The organism is Blautia sp. HCP3S3_C4, assembly GCF_052064095.1.
GTDB lineage: Bacteria > Bacillota > Clostridia > Lachnospirales > Lachnospiraceae > Blautia_A.
This window is the reverse complement of record NZ_JBQHWF010000021.1, coordinates 26,822-43,051: the sequence shown is the minus strand read 5'-3', so window position 1 is coordinate 43,051 and position 16,230 is coordinate 26,822. Positions and strand designations below refer to the sequence as shown.

Sequence of the window (16,230 nt, the reverse complement as noted above, 5' to 3'; positions counted from 1 at the left end):
CAAAAGAATCAGATTTGGAAAAGTCTGTGCATATGCACACAGATGACTTTTATCATTATTTGAGTAAAGGGGCAATACCACCGCATTTGCCAGAATCAAATGAGCAAAATTTGATTGTCATTGAAGCGTTTTTAGAAGCTGCGAAGCGATATGCTCGTGGTGGATATGACGTAATTGTAGATGGCATTGTAGGACCGTGGTTTTTAGAGCCGTGGCTCAACATTGTTCAAGAGCATTATGAAGTACACTATATCGTTTTAAGGGCAAGTAAAGAAGAAACTATGAAGCGAGCTATCGAACGATCAAAGTTAGACAGAGAAACAAATATTGAATTAGTTGAAACAATGTGGAATCAATTTTCCAATTTAGGAATCTATGAATTAAATGTTATAGATACAACTACGCATTCGATCAAAGATACTGTTTCAGCAGTAAAAGAAAAAATAGTAAGCGGTACGGCCTTACTATTTTAGACAATTCCAGTTTTTACATTGAAAGGAAATGAAAATGAAGATAAATAAAGAACAATGGAAATGGACAAGAGAACCTAAACAGTATTCAATATCAGAGGATAAGATTGAGATAATTACTAATCCGCATACTGATTTGTGGCAGCGTACTTATTATCATTTCAGGAACGATAATGCTCCTGTGCTTCAGATGAAAACTTCTGAGAAATTCTTTTCCTTCGTAGTTAAAACTGAATTTGAGAGCAAGGTGCGTTTTGACCAGTGTGGTATTGTAATGTACCTTGATAGTGAGAACTGGCTTAAGGGTTCAATTGAGTATGAGAACGAAGAATTTCAGCATTTAGGAAGTGTAGTGACTAATAATGGATATTCAGATTGGGCAACAACCGAAATAGATGCAGGAATCAAGTCTATGTGGTATAGATTTAGTAGACGAGAGGATGATTATTGTATTGAGTGTTCTGAAGATGGAATTAAGTACAAGCAGATGAGAATTTGCCATGTGTATAAAGCTAATGATGAAATACGGTTTGGAATTTATGCTTGTAGCCCAGAAAATTCATCATTTAAGGCTACATTTACAAATATGGAATTAACAGAATGTAAGTGGTTGACACATGATGGACAGGCTCCTGATGAAAAATAGAAATTCCAGTTTTTTGAGATCAAAAAAGAAGTTGCCAAGCATAAGGAGGTGCGGTATGAGCAATTCAAACAACAGACACAAATACGATGACATAATAAATCTGCCGCACCATACTTCGCCCACAAGGCCACGTATGACGATGATTGATCGTGCGGCTCAATTCTCACCGTTTGCGGCTCTGACTGGATACGATACTGCTGTAAAGGAGACCGCCAGACTTACCGAGAATCGAATTGAGTTGGATGAGTATGAGAAATCGGCTCTTAATGACCGGCTTCAGATCGTGCAGGAAAGGCTGTCGGATACTCCGGTAATCTCAATTACATATTTTGTCCCGGATGAAAGAAAGTCTGGCGGCGCATATTGTACGGAAACAGGAATCATCAAAAAAATTGACTATTATGAACGTACCGTCATTATGCGGAGTGGCACACACATCTCAATCGACGAAATAATTGGTATCGAAGGAGACTTATTCAATCAGTTAGATGGAAATATGATATAGGAAGAGAAGCAGTTAATAAGGAAGTCCACAAAACCGGTCTGATATATCGGTGAGTGGACTTCTTTTTTTGAGACAATCAGTGACCATACAATTAAATTTATTCTGCCGGAATTTGTCTGTATGGGCATTATCGCCTTATACAAAATCGACATTTAGGCAATTAGCCCATAGAATAAAAACCACAGATTCGGATGGGAGGTGATCGGAGCGATGGACGTAAATGAAGTGGATTATATCAAGATTGGGCAGCGTATCAGAGCAGCTCGATTGAAATTGGGCTGGCAGCAGGCAGAAGTTGCTTTTCGTGCAGGACTGACTACTTCTCATATGAGCCATATCGAAACGGGACAAACCAAAGTGGCTCTACCGACTGTCGTAAAGATTGCTAATACATTGTCTGTTTCTGTCGATGAATTGTTGTGTGATAGTCTGGAACAGGTGAAACCTGTCTACGACAAGAAAATTGCAGAGGAACTGGCAGACTGTGATGCCGCAGAGCTGCAAGCGATGCTGGAGATTATACATACAACAAAGACTGTGATTCGCAAGAATCGAAAAGTCACCTATGCACCTTAATAACAAAGGCATCTTGGAATTACTGCTTCTGAGCAAGACACACCAGCTAACCTGTGCAAACAGGTCAACTCCTGTGAATGCCCATTGAGTATATCAGGAATAACTGAATACAGATTGCATTTCATGTAGCAAGTTGTCTTGACTGCCGGTATCAAACTGATATGACAGCCAAAACCCCAAAACAGATTAAGCAAGCCGCAGAGCTGTCATGATCCTTAATGGGTCAGTGGTGCTTTGCGGCTTTTTTCATATATAGCGCAAGGAGGTACTTGTTATGCCACAATCCGGAACGAATGAAAACATCGAATTTGACCTGTATAACATTGGAGATACCAAGGAGTATGTTCAGTTTGCGATTGAAATTGAGCGTACCTTACATAAAATGCAGAAAGAAATCTCCAACTGCTTGGAACCGAAGAAAGTAGCATTGCACATTATGCGTGTTGCCACGGAGTTCTACAATGCAGATTGGTGCGGGATTCTTGATATTGATACAGAGGTGGGTGTATTTACGCCTATTTGGTGGTATGATACGGAATTTGGAGAAATGGGGCAAACAAAGTTCAACGAGTTTGAATACTCAGAAAAATACAAGCGCTGGATATATTGTTTAGAGAATCATGAACCGGTTATTATTCCGGATATTGAGGAAATTAAAGAAGAATATCCAGAGGAATATGTGCTGTACCAGAGACTGGATGCAAAGTCGGTGATCGCTGTTCCTTTTTGGAAAGGTCCGACTGGGTTCCTTGTTCTGCGCAATGCGAAAAGATACAGAGCCCATGCCAGCTTTTTGCGTATGCTGAATTATGCGGTTATTTCGTCGCTGAATGAACACTACCTGTTGGAAACAAGAAAACTGACGATTATTTCACCGAGAATCGCAAACGACCTTGATGTTTATATCAACCTGTTCGGGGAAATAAAGATTACGACAAACAAGGGGGTTTTGACTGAACACGAATTGAAGTCCCCGAAGATCGCAAGACTTCTGGTCTATTTGCTCCTGAAGCGCAAGACGGCTTCCTCACCACGAGAGATCGCCACAGCAATATGGCCAGAAGAAGATGTTGAGTTATCCGTTAAAAATATAAAAGGTCTTGTATATCGTTTTCGTCAGGCTTTTGAATTATTGTCAGATTACCGCCTGATTGAATCGACAGCCAGTGGGTATCAGATCAACCCAAAGCTCAATGTATTTACTGATTGTCAGCTGTTTGAAACAAAGTGGGCGGTTGCAATGAAGTCCACCGATACAAAGGAAAAAGTTGAAGTGTTGAAAAAAGCCATTGATCTGTATCAGGGGCCGTTGTTTACCTCCGCACGATATGAACATTGGATTATGTCTGCATCGGTTGCTTTCGAGTACCGTTATCTCGGTGCTGTGAGTGAACTGCTGAAAATGCTCGACCAGATACACGACTACGTTTCTGTTCAGCACTATGCGGCGAAGGCACTTCATATTGCTCCGCATAGCATTGATGCGTACTACTGGATGATTCTGGCGTTGTGCAAATTAGACCATCCAGAAATGGCTCGTGGAGAACTGCGAATGGCGCAAAGAAATCTCCTGGCAGAAGAATGTATTGAACTTTCGGAGAGACTGAAAGCCAGCGGTTTTTGTGCGTGTTATGGCATAACACCGGCATAACACCAATAAAAACCATCATAACACTCGATTTTTTTCATAACACCATCATAACACCGTCAAAACACCGATACGAACCGGCGCAACACCGGTCATAACACCCTCGCCAGTTATGTTTTCAGGGCAAGAGCAAAATTGCCTTAGAAAATGTAACTGGCGGGGGTATTTTTTTTGAATCAGAATCAGCGCAATGGCGCACCTGTTCTTGCAAGAAATTGTGAGATTGGGTGCGCTTCTTTTGTTTCAGGGGATATTCCCCGCAACCATTCTCCTCCCGGCTTCTTGGAATTTTCATTTTCAAAATTTCAAGAAACCGGAGGAAACGATATGTATTACGACCAGAAAGAAAGCGGAAAAAGAATTGCCGCACTTAGAAAAGAAAAAGGGCTGACACAGGAACAGCTTGCAGAGAAATTAAACATCAGTACAAGTACCCTTGGAAAAATCGAAAGAGGTATTCAGGGATTCTCCATTGATCTGCTGATTGAAATTGGTATCTTCTTTGGTATTTCAACTGACTACATACTTATTGGCTGCGAGATTCGCAATTATGAAGCTGCAAAGGAATTGGATTCCGTTATAAATCAGTTGGTTGCTTTGAAGATGAAATTATAAAATCCGCCGTATGGCGGTGGGTATCCACCGTGAGAGGTCATAAAAAACTGCAACCAAAACCAGTACAATTTAGACACAGCCAAAGAAAAACGGCTGATTGTTCCTTGAAAACTGAATAGACAATCATCAAATACGTTCCTGCTGTCGGTGCGAGAGCATCAGCCACATCAGCGGTACGCCGTGACGTATCGGAAAGAGAAACAAAACGACTTTTTCTTATATAGACGCAGTTGTCTCTCATCCGGTGCCAGCGATCAATACCGGCTCGTAAATATTGGGTTGCTACCAATACGGCAATGAAAACAGTCAGGGTTAATGATACTTCTCTACGGAGCTGGCGGAGAACCCGGCAGAGGTTAGACTCCTATGGAGCTGATTCGCAATCAGCCGTTTGATGATTCCCTGAGGACGACTGTTCTCTTTCCCAGGGGTGCGTGGCAAATATGGGACACATAGACTTTGGAATGACTGCCTGATTCATTTCGGGCAGTCGTTTGTTACATACCCAACGAAAGGAGGTCATGGCACATGATGAAAGAAAATTGGGTATATCGCCGTGGCGATATTTATTGCGCTGATCTGGACCCGGTAGTTGGGTCTGAACAAGGTGGTGTCAGACCGGTGATTGTGATCCAGAACGATACCGGTAATAAGCACTCTCCTACGCTGATCGTGGCAACTGTTACAACAAAAATCCGCAAGAAGGAGAATATGCCGACCCATCTTTTAATTAAAGACAATCCTGCGTTCAGAGAAGCATCTGTGGTGCAGCTGGAACAGATTCGTACCATTGATAAGCGCAGAATTGATAATTACTTAGGTAAGGTTACGTCCCGTGAAATGGTAGCGATTGAGAAAGCCTTATCCATCAGCTTGGCAATGGAACAGCTGAAAAAGCGTTCCACAAAACATATACCGAAGAAAGAAAAGGAGTGAACATAGATGTTTGAAGAAAGAATCGCTGCTATGAATCAGCGTACCGAAGAATCCATTGTAGCCTCCGCAGGCCAGTTCGATAAGAGAACATATACCGTTGATGAGATTCAGGACATCCTGGGTATCAGCAGAACAAGTGCATATAACCTCGTGAAGAAGAAAGCCTTTCATAGTGTGCGCATCGGCGGCAGCATCCGAATCTCAAAAAAGAGTTTCGACGAGTGGCTGGATCAGCAAATCTGATATTTGTCAAGGATGTCGTGCTACCCGGCGACAAACTTCAAAATAAATCAAGAGTTCGATAAAATGTAGCCATGACAAGCAAACACATGGCTACATTTTTACATAGGAGGTTATGAGATGGAAAATGCGAGAAAACGCACGAGTATGTCTGTACCTGAAATGGGTAGGTTACTTGGTCTCGGAAAAACAGAGTCATACTGGCTCATCAAGAAGAATTACTTCAAAACAATCACCGTCGGCGGCACCATGAGAGTGATGATCGACAGCTTTGAAGAATGGTATGCCAACCAGTTCAAATATCAGAAGGTTGATGGTACTCCTCCCGGCGAGGCACTAAAGAAAACTACATATTCAGTAGAGGAGCTTGGTCAGCGTCTTGGATTGAAAGAAGCTACTGCCTACGAACTGGTTGCCAAAGGGCATTTCGAGATTGTAGAAGCCCTGGGTAAACGCAGAGTTACTAAAGAGAGCTTTGAAAAATGGTACGCTTCCCAGAGTGATTACCGCACTGTGGAAGATCAGGAATTGGACGCTGACATCATGGCATCGACCTATGGTCTTCCGGAAATCGCAAGGATGCTTGGGGTGCATCGCCAGACAATCTACTATATTGTCGCAAGTGGCAATTTCGAGCTTATCAAGGTCGGCAGATACAACCGAGCCACCAAGGAGAGTTTTGAAAAATGGTATCAGAATCAGAACCGCTACAGACTGGTAGCGGAGGATGGAGAAGAAAGGAGATGATCGTATGGCATCCATCGTTAAGAGAAAAAAGAAGTATTCCGTAGTTTATACATACACCGATGAGAACGGCAACAAGCGTCAAAAGTGGGAAACCTTTGACACCAATGCCGAAGCAAAGAAAAGAAAGCTGCAGGTCGAATACGAGCAGGAAGCAGGAACCTTTATTCCTCCATCTGCTAAGACCGTAAACGATCTTCTGGAAGAATATATGTCCATCTATGGTGTGAATACCTGGGCAATGTCTACCTACGAAAGCAGAAAGAGCCTGATTGCGAACTATATTCGTCCACTCATCGGTGATATGAAATTGGAGGATATTTCCCCCAGGATCATGGATAAGTATTACAGAGACCTGCTTTCTGTGAAGTCCGTGGTGGTGAAGAATGTAAAGCCCCGCAACGAATATCTGACGCCGCATACGGTCAGAGAGATTCACAAAGTTTTGCGTAATGCGTTCAATCAGGCAGTTAAATGGGAATTGATGACCAGAAACCCCGTGGAACACGCTACTCTGCCGAAAGAAGAACACAAGACCAGAGACATCTGGACAGCAGAGGTTCTCCTGAAGGCTCTGGAAGCCTGTGATGACGATATTCTGAGACTGGCAATCAACCTTGCTTTCTCCTGTTCTCTGCGAATGGGCGAACTTCTGGGGCTTACATGGGACTGCGTAGACATCTCTCCTGCAAGCATAGAACTTGGTCAGGCGAGCATCTTCGTAGAAAAGGAGTTGCAGAGAGTGAACCGTGAAGCGATGGCTGATCTGAACGGTAAGGACATCATGTTCAAGTTCCCGCCAACCTTTGCAAGCACTCACACGGCGTTAGTTCTCAAGACCCCGAAAACGAAAACCAGTGTCCGCAAGGTCTTTCTGCCGAGAACTGTGGCAGAAATGCTGGTTCAGCGCAAGGCAGAAATCGAAGAACTGAAAGACCTTTTCGGTGACGAGTTCATTGACTTCAATCTGGTGTTCTGTTCTTCCAACGGAAAGCCGATTGAGGGGCAGGTTATCAATCGTGCATTCAATAAGCTGATCGAGGAGAACGGCCTGCCGAAGGTGGTTTTTCACAGTCTCCGACACTCCAGTATCACCTATAAGCTGAAGCTGAACGGCGGTGATATGAAATCCGTTCAGGGTGACTCTGGTCACGCACAGGTCAAGATGGTAGCGGATGTTTACTCTCACATCATCGACGATGACCGCAGATTAAACGCCGAAAGACTGGAAGCTGCATTTTACTCTGGCAGACAGGCTACACCGGAACCCGTACAGACAGCTGCACAGGAAAGCTCCACCGATGACAAAGAGTTGCTCCTGAAGCTCCTGCAAAACCCCGAAATGGCAGCACTCTTGAAGTCGCTGGCAAAGACCTTATAGAATTAAAATGGCAGATCCTTTTACATAGCTTTCATAGCTTGTAAAGGGGTCTGCCCTTATTTTTGTTTTTGGGGGTGAAAAATGGATAGAGCATTTATGGACGAGTATTATGATAAAATGCGAGCTGATGATATTGAGGAATTATCAAGCCAGAGGAATGAGGATTATTCCGATAGAGCCGATGATTACAAAGCTGCAAAGCAGGCTCTGCTTGAGGGATTGGGGTTATCGCATTTATTTAGCGGAAACCGCAAACTTACACCAAAAGAAAAAGAACTTTGGTTGTTGTTCGACAGGGTATATGTAACAGAACTTCTGGCAAGAGATGAATTTGCGAAGGGCGCATATATGCTGGGAGCTGAAGATCGAGAAACTATGCTTCGATAAATACTGTACCTGTTTCGGCAGGTACAGGTTACATACAATCATTCGTTCCGAAAAATTCTATGGAATTTCTGATAATTCTGGTTGAAAAATTCGGTTTGAAATGATATATTAAACAGACTTAAATTGGTGTCGTGTGACACCAGCGGCTCCACAAGGGAATGAACTGTATTTCCTGTCATTCCGCATAACGAGCAGATACATAGTGACATTAGATTGTACTTGCAACGTCCGCCAAAAATCGAACGGCTTGCTAAAATCGAGCCAATCGGACGACGTGAAATCCCTCTGAATTAGCTATCACAGCATAGTATCAGATGGGATTGGAAATGGTGAAAAACCCAGTATTTCCAAGCATTTTTTAGCATCAGGTGTCACTTCCCGATGACTAATCGGGTCTACTCCTAAGCGAAGGGTCGGAGGTTCAAATCCTCTTGTCGACGGTGGGCATCGGAATGATTAGCAGAAATTGCGAAATCATTCCGATTTGTCTTTGTAACGTATAAAATCACTCCATTTTACCCTCGGAATTGCAAACGAAATGGGGACTCGGGCAAAGAAATTTTCCCAACGAAAAAGTACCTATTTCCAAAACATGAAAATGAATTCTTCTAAGAAATTATGGCGACGATGCTGTTTTCGCCAGTATGGTTAGCGTTAAGTATTGTTAAAATCAGTACTTTCTTAGCAAAAATTCATTGAATGACAACTCTATATAAGTTATCGAATGAAAATGCTCATTCACAGATCTGTAAATGGTCTCGTGAATGGGCATTTTTATTTGCATTTAAATAGCCAAAAAAGGAGGGAATTCTAATGAATTGCAAAAAGAATGCGAGCAGCAATCCGGGCGAAGAAAAGCAACTGTTTCATCCTGGGGTTGAGAAGGTCGTAGAGATCGGACTGGAGAGATTAAGGCCATTTGAGAATCATCCATTCAAAGTGAAGGAGGATGAAGCCATGGCACAGCTCATGGAAAGTATTGAGCGGTATGGAATTATGAATCCGCTGATCGTGATGCCGACGAGAGAAGGCGTCTATCAGATCGTCTCGGGACATCGAAGAAAATATTGTGCCGAGAAACTTGGATATACCCAGGTACCGGTGATCATTCGATACATGAAAGAAGAGGATTCAATCATTTCCATGGTGGACTCCAATCTGCATCGGGACAAGATCCTGTTCAGTGAGAAGGCCTTTGCTTACTACATGAAGAATGAAGCGATGAAACGTAAGACAGGAAAACGAAGAAGAACCCAGGAAGGACAGCTGGAATCCATCAAGGGAACCAAGACCATTCAGCTGATTGGAAAGGAAACTGGTGAAAGTCCAAGGCAGGTACTCAGGTATATTCGCCTGACATTATTGGTTCCGGAGTTACTGGATATGCTGGATGAGGGAAAAATCTCCTTTAATCCGGCGGTGGAACTCTCCTTTTTATCTGAAATTGCGCAGAAATGGGTACTGAACGGTATGGATTACGCACAGGCAGCTCCTTCTGTATCTCAGGCCAAGCGGATCAAGGTTTTGAGCCAGGAAAAGAAGCTGACCCAGCAGAAAATCAATGAGATCCTGAGTGAAATCAAGAAGTCAGATATGAGCAGAGTCATCTTCAAGAACTCTCAAATGTATAAATACTTCCCACGGTATTACAGTGTCGAGCAAATGAAGGAAGAGATTATCGCACTTTTAGAGAAAGATTATAAACGCAAAGAACGCCAGAGAAAGAAGGAGGAAAAGAAAAATGTGTAAGGTTATTTCTATCGCAAACCAGAAAGGCGGAGTCGGCAAGACTACCACAGCAGTGAATTTAGGCATTGGATTGGCAAGAGAAGGCAAGAAGGTGCTTTTGATTGACGCGGATCCGCAGGGTTCTCTAAGTGCCAGTCTTGGTATCGGGGAGCCGGATGAGATTAAGACAACACTGGCAACAATTCTTATGAATATCGTAAATGAGAAGAATATCGATCCGGAAGAAGGTATTTATCACCAAGAGGAAGGGGTGGATCTGCTTCCAGGTAATATCGAATTGTCCGTTATGGAACTGACTCTGGCCAATGTGATGAGCAGAGAGATGATCATGCGGGAATACATCGAAATGCAGAGAGAGCAATACGACTATATCATTATTGACTGCATGCCATCCCTTGGAACTATGACGATCAATGCTCTGGTTGCTTCGGATTCCGTGCTGATTCCGGTTCAGGCTGCATACCTTCCGGTCAAGGGTCTTCAGCAGCTGATCAAAACCATCTCCATGGTAAAGAGACGATTGAACAGACGACTGATTATTGAAGGAATCCTTCTTACCATGGTAGATTACAGAACCAATTATGCGAAGGATGTTTCTACCAAAGTTAGAGAAACCTATGGAACCAATATTCCAATTTTTGAAAGTGTGATTCCAATATCGGTAAAGGCTGCAGAAGCCAGTGCGGAAGGAATCAGCATATATGGGCACTGTGTAAATTGTAAAGTCGCTACTGCTTATAAAGAATTGACAAAGGAGGTGTTGAACGATGGCAAGTAAGATGAGCGAGAGATTAAATTTCAAGAGTGTGGAGGAACTGCTCGGTGTAGTAAATGAAGAAGCGGCTATGGATATTGAAATCTATAAGATTTCTGGTTTTAAGGGTCATCCCTTCAAAGTTGTTGACGATGAGAAGATGCAGGAACTGGTGGAAAGTATAAAGGTAAACGGTGTATTATCACCGGTTTTGATCCGGCCAACAGGCATGGATACATATGAAATGATCTCCGGTCACAGAAGACTGCATGCTGCAGAATTGGCAGGACTTACTGCAATTCCTTCTATTATCAGAGAGATGACAGATGATGAAGCTATGGCTGAACAGACTGGAGAAAGTGCCCGTAGTATTCAGAGATATATCCGTCTGACAGAATTGATTCCTGAGCTGCTTGAATATCTGGATTTGAAGAGGATTCCATTTACTTCTGCAGTTGAGATTTCCTATTTAGATAAAGAAATCCAGAAGTGGCTGTTTGAGTACATCAGAGATAATGGTCTGGTAAAACCGAAGCAGATTGCATTACTGAGAGAAGCATGCAAAACCGGGATCATGACAGAAGGTAAGCTGATAGCTATCCTTAATGATAGCCAGCCGGGCAGAACTCCAAGTACCAAAAATCTGATTTCAGAGAAGAAGCTGAGAAAGTATTTTCCATCCGATTATACGGAAGAAGATATGAGAAGTGTTATTGTGGAACTTCTGGAGCAATGGAGTCAGGGAAAGGAGTCTGAGTAATATGGAATTCGATTATTACTATGGATCCCAAGCTGACCAGTTCAGTTTTATACGGATACCAAGAATGCTGCTAACGGAGGGAATATTTTCCTCATTAACACTGCAGTCCAAGATGCTGTATTCGGTACTTCTGGACCGCATGTCCTTATCCATGAAGAATGGATGGTTCGATGAAGAGAACAGAGTGTATATCATCTATCAGATATCGGAGATTCAGTCAGATCTGGGATTTTCCAAGAGAAAAGCCATGGATTATCTGGCAGAACTTGAAACCTTCGGGCTGGTACAGAAGAAAAAGAGAGGATTTGGACTTCCGAGTATCATTTATGTGAAGAGCTTTCTGATCCGGAAAGATTATTCCAGAAGTATCGAAAGCGGAACTTCTGCAGGAAAACAGATACTTTCCAGAAGTACGGATTTTCGTACCTCTGATGGAGTAAAATGCACCTCAAAAGGTGCCGAAACCGATACCTCTGAGGTTACCAAATCGACACCTCTGGTGGTGCCGGAATCAGCACCTCTAAATAATAAGACTAATACGAATAATATTTATCAAAGTCATACTAAATCGAATCATATCTTATCTGCAGATGGCGATGCGATGAGATGCGATCCGAGCCCGGAAGGTATCATCAAAGCTTATGAAAAAATCATCAAGGATAACATCGAGTACGATGCATTGCTTCAGGCAAACAAGTTTGATGAAGAACTGATACAGGGGATTTTCGAACTGATTCTGGAAACAGTGGTAAGTCAGAGTGAGACAATTCTGATTGCCAGTGAAAAATATCCGGCGGCTTTGGTAAAAAGCAAATTCCTGAAGCTGAATTACATGCACATTGATTATGTACTCAGTTGTATGAGAGGAAACACGACGAAAGTCAAAAACATCAAGAAATATTTACTGGCCACTTTGTTTAATGCACCGACGACTATTGAGGGTTACTACAGAGCTGAAGTAAATGCAGATATGCCACAGTTTGCTGGCTGAAAGGAGAATTTATGAGAGTGATTTTAATTATCTTAAAACTTATTGGAAGAATTTTACTTATTCCGGTATGGCTGATTCTTGCTTTTATCGGAGTATGTGTCAGCGCAGTAGTTAATCTCTACTGCGTGGCAAAGGGTGTTGTTGGACTGCTTCTTGGAGCAATGCTTGTGTGTACCTTCATCTGGTACCGCACCCAGTTCATGAATTATATTCTTTTGGGAGTTGCTGAATTCATGCTGGCAGGAGTATTGGCTGCAGGAGCTTTTATCCTGGTACTTGTGACGGAAGCAAGAGACTGTGTCGGAAGATTTATTATCGGAGGTTGAGAAGATGGAAAAAGAAAAATATATTCAGTTACCGCCAATTCCAGAAGAACTGGATGGAAATGTCGTTCGTATGATTTGGGAATACACAAAACTTCCAGAGAAGGAACAGCAGTTTGTTTATGAACAGTATAAAGTATTAAGCGATGATTCCATAAGCGAAAGTGATGTGGACGCTGTTTTAATTAAGCCTGATCATCCGGAAAATATAGAAGAATTCGGAAATAATATGAAGGCTGTCATCGCAGAATTATTCCGAGAAGCGGTAGGGTTAAGGTCATCATCAATAAAACGGATGCAGATAACGAAGAACCAATGAAAGGTGTAGAATTCGAACTCCGCGACAGTGATGGCAAAGTACTTGAGAAGCTTGTGACAGATGCAGCCGGTCATGCAGAAAGCAGCCTCTATGAGATCGCTACTTACAAAAACGGTGAATTTGGTGATCCGATCAAGTATTATCTGGTAGAGACAAAGGCCCTTGACGGTTATACTCTCGATACCACACAGCACGAGATCATGTTTGAATATGTGGATCAGAACACACCGATCATTGAGGTGACAAAGAACCTGACCAATAAGGAAAAGACTCCTGAAAATCCTGGCACTCCTAGCACTCCGGGAAGTAATCCCAAAACAGGAGATGACACAAATCTCTGGCTTCCAATCGCACTTATGCTGGCTGCGGGTAGTATGGTAGCCGGTATTCTTTTTGGAAGCAGAAAGAAGAAAAAACTGAATAAGAAAGAGGACTAAGAAGTATCTGATCCTAAATCAATGAAGGTGCTCTCTGGAATTTTTCCGGAGGGTGCCTTTTTCAATTCATTCGATACTGTCGAACATTTTATCAAAAGTCTGAAAGGACATTTTGAACGTAATCAATACAACAATCGAGGAGGATTAATCTATGAGAGCTATGGGAAAAAATGGGAATAAAAAGAATATGCATGAGAGCGAAATGAAGGTAGTAAGCCGTATGAAGGCTTATCAGAAACTGGCGGAAAGAGCAATTTCCAGAAAACTTCCGAACCGTCACATGATCAGAAGGGGGTAGTAACATATGATGAACAGAAAAGAATTTCAGCAGTATCTGCAGGAGACCATTAAGGATTTTCTGCCTGAGAGTTATGCAGATGCGAAAATCACTTTCAATGAGGTGATAAAAAACAATGATACACATCTTACCGGCATTTCCATTGCAAGGCCTGGTGAGCATGTGGTACCGAATATTTATATTGAGAACTTCTGGAACGATTACCAGAACGGAAAAAATATCGACGAGATTGTAGGAGATATCGCAGATATGCGTATTGAATACGACACGCCGGGAATTGGTCCGGAGGTGACACAGAAGCTTATGAATTATGACGTTGTAAAGGAAAGTCTCCAGATTCGTCTTTGTGATACACAGGAGAATCAGGAAAGACTTTCCAATCTTGTGCACACAGAGCACAGTGATTTTTCTGCCACTTATCATGTCAATCTTCAGGAAACAGAAGAGGGAACGGCCAGTATGGCAGTCACTCAGGATCTTCTTAAGACGTGGGGAGTCAGCGTGGATCAGCTCCATCAGGATGCTTTGGCTGCAGATATGAATCGTAATCCGATGTTCTGTGACATGGGTAGTATGATGGAGAGCATGATGTTTGGTGCAGAACCGAAGAACCTTTTAGATGGTAATCCTGATCAGGGAGCCGGTATGGGGATGTACTGCCTTACCAATGGTGTTAAGATCGATGGTGCCGGATTAATCCTTCAGGGAAATATTATGCAGCAGATCGGAGAAATCGTAGGAGGCGATTTCTATATCCTTCCTTCCAGTTGTCATGAGGTGATTGTAGTGCCGGAAGCTGTGGATATTGAGTTGAAAGAACTTTCTGCCATGGTACAGCAGATTAACCGGACAGAAGTATCCAGAGAGGATTGCTTATCCGATCACGTCCAGCATTATGATCGCAAGGAAGCGGTCATGGAAAATGCGGAGAAACGTGCATCCCGTCTGGAGAAAGAGAAGGCAGAAACAAAGGTTGCCAAGAAGAGTATTCATGAACGTCTTGGAGAAAAGAAACAGCAGAGTGCTGCGAAGAAAGCAGAGAAGGCTGTGAATAAGGCGGTGAAGAAGGATAAAGGGCAGGAATTGTAAGTGTGTAAATGAGAAATACGAAAATGCAATAGTCATTTTTGAGTGACTATTGCATTTCCTTTTTGTAGAGAAAGAAGATGTAAATTGCATTCTCAAATAAATATAAAAAATAATATATGAGAATATTAGAATAAAAAACTTTATAATTACAGATAATGTATGATTCTTATATTGCGACTATTTGCAAAATGTGAGAAATATAATTGACTAAGAAGAGAAAATAAAGTATAATGATATTTGCTATATTGGAATAATGTGATAGAGGGTGAAAAAATGGATAATTCATACATACCCAAATTGTTACGTGCTGCATTAAGCAATGATCGAAAAAATATTGAAGCAATTGGTTTGTATATTGGAAGGAAAATAAAAAAAGAGGATCCACAAACATCAGCAGAAATAATGAAGATACTTTCTTGTGTAAATGGTGGAACAGATGTGTATAGGAGTATTGATCTGTCTCACATACCTGTTGATCAGGAGACCAGATATCAACTGGTTAATTTACAGGAGCCACTTTATTGTGAAGAACCAATATTGTGTGATTCTGTTAAGAATCAGTTGACTGAGTTCTTAAAAGAACGAAGACTAATAGATGTTTTTCTTAATGAAGGAATTACTCCACCTAATTCCCTTTTGCTGTACGGAGCACCAGGTGTAGGAAAAACATACATAGCAAAATGGCTGTCGTATATGCTTAATATGCCATTGATTACAGTAGATTTGGCTAATTCCATTTCTAGTTATTTGGGCAGGAGTGGTCAGAATATTAAGAGTATTTTTGAATATGCAAGAAGCCAAAATATCATTTTGTTCTTAGATGAAATAGATGCTATTGCTAAACGCCGAGACGATGCAAGTGATTTGGGTGAATTAAAAAGGTTAGTAAATGTTCTTCTTAAGGAACTTGAAGATTTTCCGGCAACATGTGTTGTAATTGCTGCTACTAACCATCCTGAATTGTTAGATAAAGCAATCTGGAGAAGATTTGACAGAAATATTGAAGTTTTTTTGCCAGAACTGGCGGAGAGAAAAGCATTAGTTTTGCGCGAGCTAGGAGAGAGAACCTCTTCAATTTCAGATGCAGTAATCGATTTATTATGTGATGGTACATCTGGAATTTCAGCAGCTGATATGTGTAAACTATGCATGCATATAAAGCGGAGAATTATATTAAATCCCAATATTTCTGTTGAGTATAACATTTTTAAAGAGTATTGTGAGTTAGTCAGCTTGAAAACAAAAGATGATAAGATTGCTGCATGTAAAGAAATTAGAAAAAGCGGCGCAACATTAAAACAAATTTCAGAGATTACAGGTATACCGTTATCAACTGTAGGAAGATATTTAAAGGAGTGAGAA

21 protein-coding genes are annotated in these 16,230 nt (G+C 41.8%); all 21 read left to right on the top strand.

Going from position 1 to position 16,230, the window contains the following annotated elements:
- Positions 1–473, top strand: a 473-nt coding sequence (locus ACTNC6_RS15265) for a phosphotransferase-like protein (RefSeq protein WP_441044508.1), incomplete at its 5' end; no start/stop codon positions are given.
- A gap of 34 nt (positions 474–507) precedes the next feature.
- Positions 508–1,116, top strand: a complete 609-nt coding sequence (locus tag ACTNC6_RS15260) for a DUF1349 domain-containing protein (protein ID WP_164811724.1) — start codon at positions 508–510, stop codon at positions 1,114–1,116.
- 133 nt (positions 1,117–1,249) lie between these two features.
- Entirely contained in the window at positions 1,250–1,621 is a 372-nt protein-coding gene (locus ACTNC6_RS15255) for a hypothetical protein (RefSeq protein WP_441044507.1), read from the top strand.
- 210 nt (positions 1,622–1,831) lie between these two features.
- Positions 1,832–2,197: a helix-turn-helix domain-containing protein gene (locus ACTNC6_RS15250; RefSeq protein ID WP_287935027.1), complete on the top strand. Its 366-nt coding sequence runs from the start codon at positions 1,832–1,834 to the stop codon at positions 2,195–2,197.
- A 274-nt stretch (positions 2,198–2,471) separates the two neighbouring features.
- Positions 2,472–3,848 carry a BTAD domain-containing putative transcriptional regulator gene (locus ACTNC6_RS15245; protein WP_164811726.1) on the top strand — a complete coding sequence of 459 codons (1,377 nt, stop codon included), beginning with the start codon at positions 2,472–2,474 and terminating at the stop codon, positions 3,846–3,848.
- Between the two features lie 324 nt (positions 3,849–4,172).
- Complete coding sequence (locus tag ACTNC6_RS15240) at positions 4,173–4,460, top strand: helix-turn-helix domain-containing protein (RefSeq protein ID WP_173904716.1); 288 nt, start codon at positions 4,173–4,175, stop codon at positions 4,458–4,460.
- Positions 4,461–4,988: 528 nt separating this feature from the next.
- Complete coding sequence (locus tag ACTNC6_RS15235) at positions 4,989–5,396, top strand: type II toxin-antitoxin system PemK/MazF family toxin (protein WP_287935029.1); 408 nt, start codon at positions 4,989–4,991, stop codon at positions 5,394–5,396.
- Positions 5,397–5,402: 6 nt separating this feature from the next.
- Positions 5,403–5,639, top strand: coding sequence for a helix-turn-helix domain-containing protein (locus tag ACTNC6_RS15230; RefSeq protein ID WP_287935030.1), 237 nt, complete (start codon positions 5,403–5,405; stop codon positions 5,637–5,639).
- 117 nt (positions 5,640–5,756) lie between these two features.
- The gene (locus ACTNC6_RS15225; protein WP_287935031.1) at positions 5,757–6,383 is read left to right on the top strand and encodes a helix-turn-helix domain-containing protein; all 627 of its coding nucleotides are present in this window, start codon (positions 5,757–5,759) and stop codon (positions 6,381–6,383) included.
- Positions 6,384–6,387: 4 nt separating this feature from the next.
- Complete coding sequence (locus tag ACTNC6_RS15220; protein ID WP_287935032.1) at positions 6,388–7,761, top strand: site-specific integrase; 1,374 nt, start codon at positions 6,388–6,390, stop codon at positions 7,759–7,761.
- Between the two features lie 81 nt (positions 7,762–7,842).
- Positions 7,843–8,148, top strand: coding sequence for a hypothetical protein (locus ACTNC6_RS15215; protein WP_287935033.1), 306 nt, complete (start codon positions 7,843–7,845; stop codon positions 8,146–8,148).
- 813 nt (positions 8,149–8,961) lie between these two features.
- Complete coding sequence (locus ACTNC6_RS15210; protein ID WP_441044506.1) at positions 8,962–9,897, top strand: ParB/RepB/Spo0J family partition protein; 936 nt, start codon at positions 8,962–8,964, stop codon at positions 9,895–9,897.
- Positions 9,890–10,675, top strand: coding sequence for a ParA family protein (locus ACTNC6_RS15205; RefSeq protein ID WP_441035962.1), 786 nt, complete (start codon positions 9,890–9,892; stop codon positions 10,673–10,675). The genes ACTNC6_RS15210 and ACTNC6_RS15205 overlap by 8 nt, the downstream gene beginning before the upstream one ends.
- Positions 10,665–11,411, top strand: a complete 747-nt coding sequence (locus ACTNC6_RS15200) for a ParB/RepB/Spo0J family partition protein (RefSeq protein ID WP_441035960.1) — start codon at positions 10,665–10,667, stop codon at positions 11,409–11,411. The genes ACTNC6_RS15205 and ACTNC6_RS15200 overlap by 11 nt, the downstream gene beginning before the upstream one ends.
- Before the next feature lies 1 nt (position 11,412).
- On the top strand, positions 11,413–12,402 hold the full coding sequence (locus ACTNC6_RS15195) for a DUF6017 domain-containing protein (protein ID WP_441044505.1): 990 nt from the start codon (positions 11,413–11,415) through the stop codon (positions 12,400–12,402).
- Between the two features lie 11 nt (positions 12,403–12,413).
- Positions 12,414–12,728, top strand: coding sequence for a hypothetical protein (locus ACTNC6_RS15190; protein WP_441035956.1), 315 nt, complete (start codon positions 12,414–12,416; stop codon positions 12,726–12,728).
- A gap of 4 nt (positions 12,729–12,732) precedes the next feature.
- Entirely contained in the window at positions 12,733–13,044 is a 312-nt protein-coding gene (locus ACTNC6_RS15185) for a hypothetical protein (RefSeq protein WP_441035955.1), read from the top strand.
- Positions 13,041–13,481, top strand: a complete 441-nt coding sequence (locus tag ACTNC6_RS15180; RefSeq protein WP_441044504.1) for a prealbumin-like fold domain-containing protein — start codon at positions 13,041–13,043, stop codon at positions 13,479–13,481. The genes ACTNC6_RS15185 and ACTNC6_RS15180 overlap by 4 nt, the downstream gene beginning before the upstream one ends.
- A 151-nt stretch (positions 13,482–13,632) precedes the next feature.
- Positions 13,633–13,779, top strand: a complete 147-nt coding sequence (locus ACTNC6_RS15175; RefSeq protein WP_441044503.1) for a hypothetical protein — start codon at positions 13,633–13,635, stop codon at positions 13,777–13,779.
- 6 nt (positions 13,780–13,785) lie between these two features.
- Positions 13,786–14,868, top strand: a complete 1,083-nt coding sequence (locus tag ACTNC6_RS15170) for a DUF5688 family protein (RefSeq protein WP_441044502.1) — start codon at positions 13,786–13,788, stop codon at positions 14,866–14,868.
- Between the two features lie 273 nt (positions 14,869–15,141).
- Complete coding sequence (locus tag ACTNC6_RS15165) at positions 15,142–16,227, top strand: AAA family ATPase (RefSeq protein ID WP_154432992.1); 1,086 nt, start codon at positions 15,142–15,144, stop codon at positions 16,225–16,227.
- The last annotated feature ends 3 nt before the right edge of the window (positions 16,228–16,230 follow it).